Genomic DNA, 10,174 nt, shown 5'->3' with positions numbered 1-10,174 from the left:
CGGCGTCGAACCAACGGATCGCGAACTTGTGGCGGGTGTGGTTGAAGAAGATGCGTGTTTGAGTGCTCATGGTCAGGCCTCCCTGGGCTGGATGGGCATACGGGGAGGATTGGTTTTCCACCCTCGTTGAAGCACTCGAGAGCTTTAATGAATCTGACAAAAGTAGGGGTAGGATGCTTCCGATATACGCGTAGGATGCGTCCGGGATGGCGGTGCGGCGCATCTGTAGGAATATTTGCGTGTTTGACTAAAGGGGGGGCGGGGCAGCATCCCAGCATTTGGAGCGAGGGTTGTTCCGCCTCTATTGTCAGCGTTTTTGCGAGCAATTTGCAGCGTGTTTAAACGCCAGCCAGGTTGCTTCCCGAAAGCCACAGCACCTTGCGCCGTTGCCTACGGTTACGCCAGAATCCGCCGGCTTGTGCGCCTTGGAGTCGCTCGGTAACTTGATCGCCGTCACTGATTGCAGTGATCGGGTTTAGTAGCCCGGCCAAGGTTAAAGCGGTCGCATGAGCATCATCAGTCAGGTATTCGCCTGCACTTGATGGTAGCTGTGCGCATGGCGTCCTCGGGCGCGCCGGTTTTTGCTTACCCTTGCCGGTCTACTAACTTGCGCACAGCTGCCACCCTTTCGTGTAGTAGCGAGATGGTGCGGCCCAACTAATAAGGGAAGCACTCATGATCAAGCCAACACCGAACCCGCCGGACAGCGATCCGGCAACTCCTTCCGACCCCATCCCTTCAGCCGCCGACATCAACGCCACCTCGCGCAAACTCAGCACCATGTTCATCGTCAATCCGGAACTCGACACCGAAACCCTGCTGGCCCACGCCTGTGAGTCACTCGCTTCGGCCAATGTCATGACCCTGGATCTAGCGGATCGCACGCAGGGGGCGAGTGGCAATACCCTGCTGGGTATTGCGCAAGTCATCATGCTGGGGGAGTTGGCGGTGAACCGGGCGCTGGATCGGGTTGATCCGCCGGAATAGAAGCGCAAAGATCGTGGAACGCAAAGCCTGGCTGCTACGGGGGGGATCAGCATTTTCATCCGGGAGATTTCAATTCCCCTCAAACCGCGCCGGCCGCTTGTCGATAAACGCCTGCATCCCTTCCTTCTGATCCCGTGACGCAAACAGCAGCGCATTAGCCTTGCGCTCCAATGCCAGCCCAGCCTCCAGCGGCGCATCCATGCCAGCCAGGATCACCTCCTTGATCTGCTCGGCGGCCAGCGCCGGCATCGCCGCGATGACGCGCGCCAGCTCAAGGGCGTGGGCCTGTACCTGGTCATCGTCCACCAGGTCGCTGACCAGTCCGGCCACCCAGGCGTCCTCGGCACTGATGGGTTGCCCGGTAAGCGCCATGCGCATGGCCTTGACCTTGCCCACGGCCCGGACCAGCCGTTGGGTGCCGCCGATGCCGGGCATGATGCCGATACGGATTTCCGGTTGGCAGAAGCGTGCGCTGCGCCCGGCGACGATCAGGTCGGCGTGCATCGCCAGTTCGCAACCACCACCGTAGGCGTAGCCGCAGACGGCCGCGATCACGGGTTTGGGGCAGTGCTGGATCGGCCCCCAGACCCGTTCGGTGTGGCGCTTGTAGATATCGATGGCGCCGACCCCGGCCATGCTGTTGATGTCGCCGCCAGCGGCGAACACCTTGTCACCGCCGGTCAGGATGATGCAGTGCACCTGGGGATCTATCGCCAACTCACTGAAATGACGCGACAGCAGCGCCTGCAATTCCAGGCTCAAGGCGTTGGTCGCGTGGGGGCGGTTGAGTCGCAGCAGGGCCACGCCGGGCAGTGGGTGTTCGAGCAGAACCGGTGCAGCAGATGAGTCGGACGTGGGCATCTTCGAAGACCAGGCAAGGTGTGAATAATCGCCAGTGTCCTGTTCACGGCGCTGAATTTTCATCGTCCGTTCAGACGTAGTTTGGCTCGCGCATCGTCCCTAGAGTGATCCTTGTCAGTAGAAAAGGAGCACATGATGGAGCTGCATTCGGGTCTTGATTACAGCGGCAAGGTGGTGCTGGTCACCGGTGGCACCAAGGGCATCGGCGCCGGTATCGCGCTGGGATTTCTCGCCGCGAACGCACGGGTGATCATCTGTGCCCGGCGCGAACCTGAGCAGGTGCCGACATTGGCCGGCAAGCGCGCGACCTTCATCGCCGCCGACGTGCGCGACCACGATTCCCTGCAACGCCTGTTCGCCACCATCGAGCGCGACTTCGGCCGCCTCGACGTGGTGATCAACAACGCCGGTGGCAGCCCTGCCACTGACGCGGCCACGGCATCGCCGAGGTTTCATGAAAGCATCATCAGTCTGAACCTGATCGCCCCGCTCAATGTCGCCCAGCACGCCAACCGGCTGATGCAGGCACAGACCCAGGGCGGTTGCATCGTCTTCATCGGCAGTATCAGTGCGCTGCGTTCCTCGCCAGGCACCGCCGCTTACGGCGCGGCCAAGGCCGGGGTGCTGGCGCTGGTGCAATCGCTGGCGGTGGAGTGGGGGCCCAAGGTGCGGGTGGTCACGGTCAGCCCGGGCCTGGTGCTCACCGAACAGGCGCATCTGCACTACGGCTCCGAGGCCGGTATCGCCGCTGTGGCTGCCGGCATTCCGGCGGGCCGCATGGCCGTGGCCGAAGACATCGCCAACGCCTGCCTCTACATCGCATCGCCGCTGGCCGGTTACGCCAGCGGTTGCAACCTGTTGCTGCATGGCGGTGGTGAACGCCCGGCATTTCTCGGTGCCGCGCAGGTGCTGCCCACCTGATCGACCTATTGCGGCGACCGGGTTCGGTGGCCGCCTTCAATGTGAAGGAGACGACTTTGGCTGATCCACAATTGCTATCCAATGTGCGCGCCCTGGTGGGGCGCCAGTACGGCCGCGTGTATGCCTGGGACGAGGTCAATGCCCCGATGATTCGCCAGTGGTGCGAAGTCATGGGCGTGGACAACCCGTTGTACACCGATGCGGGTTTCGCCCTGGGCACCGCACATGAGGGCCTGATCGCCCCGCCTGCGATGCTGCAGGTGTGGACCATGGAAGGCCTGCACGCCAACAACTATCCACCTGGCTCCACCGACGAGAACCCTTACGAGGTGCTCAAGGAAATGGAAGCCTACGGCTACGCCTCCACCGTGGCGGTGAACTCCGAACTGAGCTTCACCCGCCCGGTGCGCCTGGGGGAAAAACTCTACTACACCACGCGCCTGGATTCGGTCGGCGATGAGAAAACCACCGCCCTGGGCACTGGTTTCTTCGTCACCCTGGTGATGAGCCATTTCGTCGAAAGAGCCGGTGGCGACGAGCCGGTCGGCGAGTTGCTGTTTCGCGTCTTCAAGTTCCGAGCGGCCAATGCCCAGGCGCCGGCCAAGGTTGAGTCAGCGCCGGCCAAGGCCAAGCGCCCGCTGCCGGGCATCAGCGATGACACGCGGTTCTTCTGGGAGGGCTGCGAGCAGGGCCAGTTGCTGATCCAGCGCTGCACGGCGTGCAAGACCTTGCGTCATCCACCGGCACCGGTATGCATCCAGTGCCACAGCTTCGACTGGGACACTGTGCAGGCCAGCGGCCGCGCCACCTTGTACTCGTTCGTGGTGATGCACTACCCCGAAGTGCCGCCGTTCGATTACCCCAACCCGATCGGCCTGATCGAGCTGGCCGAAGGCGTGCGCCTGATCGCCGGCCTGGTCGGTGTAGAGCGGGACCAGTTGCAGATCGGCCAGCCGTTGCAGGTCGAGTTCCAGACCTTCGATGACCAGCTGACCCTGCCGATGTTTCGGCCGGTAGAGGCATAGGAGCCCCCATGGATTTCGAATTGAGCGAAGACCAGCGCGCCATTGCGCAGATGGCCGACGGCCTGTTTGTCGACCACTGCCATGACGACTACATGCGCCAGTGGGACACCAGCGGCGAGCCGATGATGGCGCCGCTGTGGGCGCTGTGCATCGAGACCGGGTTGCATGCCCTGGCCATCCCCGAAGAGCACGGTGGCAGCGGTCTGGGCATGACCGAACTGATGCTGGTGCTGCAAGCTCAGGGCAAGGCCCTGGCCCAGGTGCCGTTGTGGCGTCATCAATTGGCCGCCGCGACCCTGGCCCGTTTTGATGCTGGCGACAGTGCCGGCTGGGTAGCGAGGGCTGCAACCGGCGAGGCGCTGTTGAGCCTGTCCATGGAGGGCCTGAGTAGCGCGCTGGGTATCGAGTTGCAAGCCTGTCCGTGCGCCGACGGCTGGTCGGTCAACGGCCGGGTCGCGGCCCTGGCATTGGGCGAGCAGTCCCAGGCCGCGTTGGTGTTGGTAGACGTCGACGCGCAGCCACGTTTGCTGCTGCTCGATCTGACGGCGCCCGAGATAAAGCGGGTGCCGGCAGTGATGACCCACGGCGAAGCGGCGGCCGACCTGCACATCCAGGGCTTGACCGTAAACGCGGCGGCGCTGTTGCCGGTCGAGGCAGTCGCCTGGCTGGAGCTGCGCAGCGTGGCGGCCTTGGCGGCCCTGCAACTGGGGGTCAGCGAAGAGCAGATCCGCCGCACCGTGGCCTATGTCAGCGAGCGCCGGCAGTTCGAGCGCGTCATCGGCAGCTTTCAGGCGGTGCAAATGAGCATGGCCGACACCCATATCGCCGTCGAAGCCTTGCGCACCGCGCTCTGGCAGTTGGCTTTCCGCATCGATGCCGGCATGCCAGCGCCTTCCGAAGCCCTGGCCACTGCCTGGCTGGCCTGTGAAGCGGGGCACCGCATCGGCCACACCGCCCAACACGTGCATGGCGGTATCGGCGTCGACCTGACGTACCCGATCCACCGTTTTCTCTACTGGAGTCGCGGCCTGTCCCTTGCCCTGGGTGGCTCGGCAGCCAATCTGGAACGCCTGGGCGACTGGCTCAACGATAACGACAAGCTGGGATGGAAATATGACCTCGAAGAACACCAAGCGCTTTGACGACGTGCGCCCCGGCGAAGTACTGCCGGAGCTCGCGGTGCCGATTACCGTGACCCTGATCAACGGCGGCGCGATCGCCACCCGTGACTACTTCCCCGGGCACCACGACGCTGAGGCGGCCCGTGCCTTGGGTTCGCCCCATGTGTTCATGAACATCCTCACCACCAATGGGTTGGTGCAGCGGTTCATCGAGCAATGGGCCGGGCCTTTGGCGCAATTCACCGCATTGAAAATCAAGCTCGGCGCGCCGAATTATCCCGGCGACTGCATGACCTTCAGCGGCAGCGTCAGCGCACTCGATGCCGACACCCGCGCGGTGGAAATCACCTTGAGCGGCAAAAATTCCATGGGCAACCACGTGACCGGCACGGTCGCGCTGGTCCTGCCCTGACAGCCGGAGAGACACAGATGACTGATTCATCGATTTCCGGGCGCGCCGCGATCGTTGGCCTCGGCGCGACCGAATTTTCCAAGAACTCCGGACGCACCGAATTGCGCCTGGCCCTGGAGGCCACCTTGAGCGCGCTCAAGGATGCCGGCATCGACCCAAGCGAGGTCGAGGGTTTCAGCTCTTACTCGGTGGACAAGGTCCCGGAGTACGAAATCGCTCGTCTGCTGGGGTGCAAGAACGTCAAGTTCTTCTCCCAGGTGCCCCACGGCGGCGGCGCCGCCTGCGGGCCGGTGATGCACGCGGCGATGGCGGTGGCCACCGGCGTGGCGAAAGTGGTGGTGGTGTATCGGGCCATGAACGAGCGTTCCTGGTATCGCTTCGGCACTGGCAACTATGGCTTTGCATCATCGCCGATATTCGACAACGTCAACTACGGCTGGTACATGCCCCACGGCTTCCATACACCAGCCGCCTGGGTCGGGATGTTCGCCCAGCGCTACATGCACACCTATGGCGCCACCTCCGAAGATTTCGGCCGTGTCGCGGTGGCGGCGCGTGATTTCGCTGCGACCAATCCCCAGGCGTTTTTCCACGGCAAGCCGATCACCCTGGAAGAACACCAGGCCTCGCGCTGGATCTGCGAACCGCTGCACCTGCTCGACTGCTGCCAGGAGTCCGATGGCGCCGTGGCGATGATCATCACCTCGGCCGAGCGCGCCCGTGACCTGCGGCAGAAGCCGGTGACCATCAAGGCCGGTTCCCAGGGCATCAGCCATGGCCAGCAGAGCATGACCTCGTTCTACCGCGACGACATCACCGGGCTGCCGGAAATGGGCGTGGTCGCCCGCGAGCTGTATCGCCAGTCGGGCCTGGGCCCGGACGCGTTCCAGACCGCGGTGATCTACGACCACTTCACCCCGTTCGTGTTGCCGCAGCTGGAAGAGTTCGGCTTCGTCGAGCGCGGCGAAGCCAAGGAATTCATCCGCGCCGGGCACCATGCCCGTGGCGGCAAACTGCCGATCAACACCCACGGCGGGCAACTGGGCGAAGCCTATATCCACGGCATGAACGGCATCGCCGAAGCGGTACGCCAGGTGCGTGGCACGGCGGTCAACCAGGTGGCGGATGTACAGAACGTGCTGGTTACCGCGGGCACCGGCGTACCCACCAGCGGCCTGATTCTCGGCACAGCCTAAGGAGCAGCAGATGTTCGTCGACCTCACTCCCGAACAACATGCCCTGCGCCACAAGGTGCGGGACTATTTCCAGGCCCTGATGACCCCGGACATGCGCGCGCAGTTGCGCGGCAAGGAAGGCGGCGAGCTGTTTCGCCAGACCATCCGCCAGATGGGCCGCGACGGCTGGCTCGCGGTTGGCTGGCCCAAGGCCCATGGCGGCCAGGGCTATGCCGCCACCGAACAGCTGATCTTCTTCGAAGAAGCCAATATCGCCGGGGCGCCACTGCCGTTCGTGACTATCAGCACCGTCGGCCCGGCCTTGATGGCCCATGGCAGCGAGCTGCAGAAAGAACGCTTCCTGCCAGGGATCGCCGCGGGCGAAATCATGTTCGCCATCGGTTATTCCGAACCCGATGCCGGCAGCGATCTGGCGGTGTTGAAAACCAGTGCCCGCCAGGACGATGAAGGTTTCCTGGTCAATGGCAACAAGCTGTGGACCTCGGGTGCCGAATCGGCCGATTTCGTCTGGCTGGCGGCCCGTACCGATCCGACCCAGGCGCGGCACAAAGGCATTTCGCTGCTGATCGTCGATACCACGACGCCGGGCTTCTCCCACACCCTGATCCATACCGTCGGCACTCCGACGGCGGCCACTTACTACGACAACGTGCGGGTACCCAACGAGATGCTGGTGGGTGAGTTGCACGGTGGCTGGAAACTCATCACTTCGCAGTTGAACCACGAGCGCCTCGGCCTGGGTACCTGGTCGGACAAGGTCGTGGCGCTGTTTCGCAGGGTTTACCTGTGGGCGCGGGCCCGCGATGAACAGGGCCGTCGGGCGATGGACAAAGCCTGGGTGCGCAGCTCGCTGGCCGAGTGTTACGCGCGCCTGGAGGCGATGCGCCTGATCAACATGCGCATTGCCGCCGACCTCGAGCTCGACCGCATGAGCGTCGCGCTGAGTTCGACCACCAAGGTGTTTGGCTCGGAGTCGGCCATCGAGATCCTGCGCAAGCTGGCGGCGATCGTCGGTGCCAATGGTTCGATGCGCAGCGGTTCGGCGGCGACGCTGTTAGAGGGTGACCTGGAGTATGAATTGCGCTCTGCAACGACCCTGACCTTCGGTGGTGGCACCAATGAAATCCAGCGCGAACTGATCGCCCAGTTTGGCCTCGGCATGCCGCGCACCCAACGCTGACGCTCGTCCATCAACAACAAGAACCGCACTCGCCCCGGATCCGGGGCGGGTCGAAGGGGACTTTCATGAGCACTATCGAGCAATTTCGCCAGGACACCCGCGCCTGGCTGGAGGCCAACTGTCCGCTGTCGATGCGCACCGGCATGGCTGAAGGCGATGTGGTGTGGGGCAGCCAGAACCCGCAGTTTCCCTGCGAAGACGCCCGCCTGTGGTTCGAGCGCATGCGCGACAAACGCTGGTTCTGCCCCGAGTGGCCCGAGGAATATGGCGGCGCCGGCCTGAGCGACGAACAACTGGCGGTGCTGGAAAGCGAGATGCGCCGTATCAAGTGCCGGCCGCCGCAGATCAACCTCGGCATCTGGATGCTCGGGCCGGTATTGCTGGCCTATGGCAGTGAGCAACAGAAACGCGACCTGCTGCCGCCGATTGCCCGCGGTGAAGTGCGCTGGTGCCAAGGTTTCTCCGAGCCGAACGCCGGTTCCGACCTGGCCAGCCTGAAAATGGCTGCGCGCGATGCCGGTGACCACTTCGTGGTGGACGGCAGCAAGATCTGGACCTCCTACGGCGACAAATCCGACTGGATGTATGCCCTGGTGCGCACTGACTTCAACGTGCCGAAACACGAAGGCATCAGCCTGATCGTGCTGGACATGCGCAGCCCCGGGGTCAAGCCACAACCGATCGATTTGATCAGCGGCAAGTCGGCGTTCTGCCAGGTGTTCTTCGACAGCGTCAAGGTGCCCAAGAGCCAGTTGATCGGGCCGCTCAATGGCGGCTGGAACCTGGCCAAGTACCTGTTGCAGCACGAACGCAAGGCGATGTCGAAATTCGGCGAGTTCAGCTTGCCGTCTCACGTCGACCTGCTGGCGCTGATGCGCCAATACGTGCCGGCGCCACAGACCCAGGGTGAGCATGCCTTGCAGGCGCGGGCGACGGCCTGCGCGATGAATGAGCATGCCTACAACCTGACCGTTCAGCGCATGGGTGAAGAAGCGCGGGCCGGCGATGACATCGGCGGCCTGATGTCGATCATGAAGCTTACGCACACTGAACAGGAGCGCGACAAGTTCGAAGTGCTGCTCGATGCCATGGCCGGGCATGCCTGCGGCTGGGACAGTCCGGCGTTCAGCGAGCAGCAACTGGCGGTCACCCGTTCCTGGTTGAACAGTTATGCGCTGACCATCTCCGGCGGGTCCTCGGAGGTCCAACTCAACGTCATCGCCAAGCGCGTGCTGGGCTTGCCCGACGCTAAAAAAGGAGTCACCCCATGAGCCTGCGTTACAACGATGACCAGCGTTTGCTGGCCGACAGCGCCCGGGACTTTCTCGCTGCCCGCAGTCCGGTGAGTGCCCAGCGTCGGTTGCGGGATGAGGCGGTGGCCCTGGGTTTTGAGCCGCAGCTGTGGCGTGACGCGGTAGAGTTGGGTTGGAGCGCGATTGCGTTTCCCGAAGAGTTCGGTGGCCTGGATTTCGGTTGCAAGGGTTTGGGGCCGATTTTCGAATCCATGGGCCGCAATCTGTCTGCCACGCCGCTGTTGTCCAGCGTGGTGCTGGGCGGCTCGCTGGTGCAACTGGCGGGCAATACGGCGCAGAAGGCGCAGTGGTTGCCAGCGCTGATCGGTGGTGAGCAGCGCCTGGCCCTGGCAGTGGACGAACGCTCGCGCCACGACCCGAGCCGCATTGCCCTTGAGGCCAAGGCCGAAGGGCAGGGCTATCGCTTGCACGGCGACAAGTTCTGGGTGGTCGATGGCCTGGGTGCCGATGCCTACGCAGTGGCGGCGCGCACGTCCGGGCAGCCAGGTGAGACGCAAGGCATCAGCCTGTTCCTGGTGCCGGCCGATACGCCGGGCTTGATGGTCAGCGCCTTGCCGCAAATCGATTCGCGCAACCACGCACGCCTGCAACTGGATCAGGTGCAATTGGGCAGTGACGCGCTGCTGGGCAGCCTGGGGGAGGGCTGGGCCGTGCTGGAAACAGCACTGGACCGGGGTCGCACCTGCCTCGCGGCGGAACTGTTGGGGATGGCCGAGCAGCTGTTCGAAACCACCTTGGAGTACCTCAAGACCCGTGTGCAGTTCGACACGCAGATTGGCACCTTCCAGGTCCTGCAACATCGCGCCGCGCAGATGTACATCGACCTGGCGCTGAGCCGCAGCGCCCTGATGGCCGCGCTGGCGACCCTGGATGACACCGGCCTCGAACCTCGGGCCCGTGCTCGACTGGTCAGCCTGGCGAAATGGAAAGCCGGCGACACGGCGATCAAGGTCGCCAACGAAGCGGTACAGATGCACGGCGGCATCGGCGTCACCGACGAGCTGGATGTCGGCCTGTACCTCAAGCGCGTGCGCGTTGCGCAGAGCTGCCTGGGTGACCGGGATTTCCATTGCGAACGCTATTCGACCAACGCGTAACCCCCCTGTGGGAGCGAGCCTGCTCGCGAAGGGGCCGGCACATTCAACATCCTCATGGCCT

At 63.8% G+C, this 10,174-nt stretch carries 10 protein-coding genes; 9 read left to right on the top strand and 1 reads right to left on the bottom strand.

Going from position 1 to position 10,174, the window contains the following annotated elements:
* Positions 1-675 precede the first annotated feature (675 nt).
* Positions 676-987: a DUF6124 family protein gene (locus QLG10_RS29285; protein ID WP_282488461.1), complete on the top strand. Its 312-nt coding sequence runs from the start codon at positions 676-678 to the stop codon at positions 985-987.
* A 69-nt stretch (positions 988-1,056) separates the two neighbouring features.
* Here QLG10_RS29285 and QLG10_RS29280 read toward each other — a convergent pair whose 3' ends face one another.
* The gene (locus QLG10_RS29280; RefSeq protein WP_248678462.1) at positions 1,057-1,848 is read right to left on the bottom strand and encodes an enoyl-CoA hydratase; all 792 of its coding nucleotides are present in this window, start codon (positions 1,846-1,848) and stop codon (positions 1,057-1,059) included.
* Between the two features lie 135 nt (positions 1,849-1,983).
* Between QLG10_RS29280 and QLG10_RS29275 the strand changes: the two genes are divergently transcribed.
* The 8 genes from QLG10_RS29275 to QLG10_RS29240 all read left to right on the top strand — a co-directional run bounded on the left by QLG10_RS29275 (position 1,984) and on the right by QLG10_RS29240 (position 10,113).
* Positions 1,984-2,769 (top strand): SDR family oxidoreductase, encoded by a 786-nt coding sequence (locus tag QLG10_RS29275; RefSeq protein ID WP_110755042.1) that lies wholly within the window; start codon positions 1,984-1,986, stop codon positions 2,767-2,769.
* A 56-nt stretch (positions 2,770-2,825) separates the two neighbouring features.
* Positions 2,826-3,794: an OB-fold domain-containing protein gene (locus tag QLG10_RS29270; protein ID WP_282488460.1), complete on the top strand. Its 969-nt coding sequence runs from the start codon at positions 2,826-2,828 to the stop codon at positions 3,792-3,794.
* A gap of 8 nt (positions 3,795-3,802) precedes the next feature.
* Positions 3,803-4,936 (top strand): acyl-CoA dehydrogenase family protein, encoded by a 1,134-nt coding sequence (locus QLG10_RS29265; RefSeq protein WP_188265662.1) that lies wholly within the window; start codon positions 3,803-3,805, stop codon positions 4,934-4,936.
* Positions 4,908-5,327 (top strand): MaoC family dehydratase, encoded by a 420-nt coding sequence (locus QLG10_RS29260; protein ID WP_020801275.1) that lies wholly within the window; start codon positions 4,908-4,910, stop codon positions 5,325-5,327. Before QLG10_RS29265 ends, QLG10_RS29260 begins: the two co-directional genes overlap by 29 nt.
* A 17-nt stretch (positions 5,328-5,344) precedes the next feature.
* A complete protein-coding gene (locus tag QLG10_RS29255) occupies positions 5,345-6,523 on the top strand; it encodes a lipid-transfer protein (RefSeq protein ID WP_282488459.1) in 1,179 nt (392 codons plus the stop codon).
* Between the two features lie 10 nt (positions 6,524-6,533).
* Positions 6,534-7,703 carry an acyl-CoA dehydrogenase family protein gene (locus QLG10_RS29250; protein ID WP_110755038.1) on the top strand — a complete coding sequence of 390 codons (1,170 nt, stop codon included), beginning with the start codon at positions 6,534-6,536 and terminating at the stop codon, positions 7,701-7,703.
* Positions 7,704-7,768: 65 nt separating this feature from the next.
* Complete coding sequence (locus tag QLG10_RS29245) at positions 7,769-8,974, top strand: acyl-CoA dehydrogenase family protein (protein WP_282488458.1); 1,206 nt, start codon at positions 7,769-7,771, stop codon at positions 8,972-8,974.
* Positions 8,971-10,113, top strand: a complete 1,143-nt coding sequence (locus QLG10_RS29240; RefSeq protein WP_282488457.1) for an acyl-CoA dehydrogenase family protein — start codon at positions 8,971-8,973, stop codon at positions 10,111-10,113. The genes QLG10_RS29245 and QLG10_RS29240 overlap by 4 nt, the downstream gene beginning before the upstream one ends.
* Positions 10,114-10,174: the final 61 nt, after the last annotated feature.

This window comes from Pseudomonas sp. V98_8 (genome assembly GCF_029967975.1).
Lineage (GTDB): Bacteria > Pseudomonadota > Gammaproteobacteria > Pseudomonadales > Pseudomonadaceae > Aquipseudomonas > Aquipseudomonas umsongensis.
The sequence above is the reverse complement of the archived record's forward strand: the minus strand, read 5'-3'. Positions and strand labels throughout refer to the sequence as shown.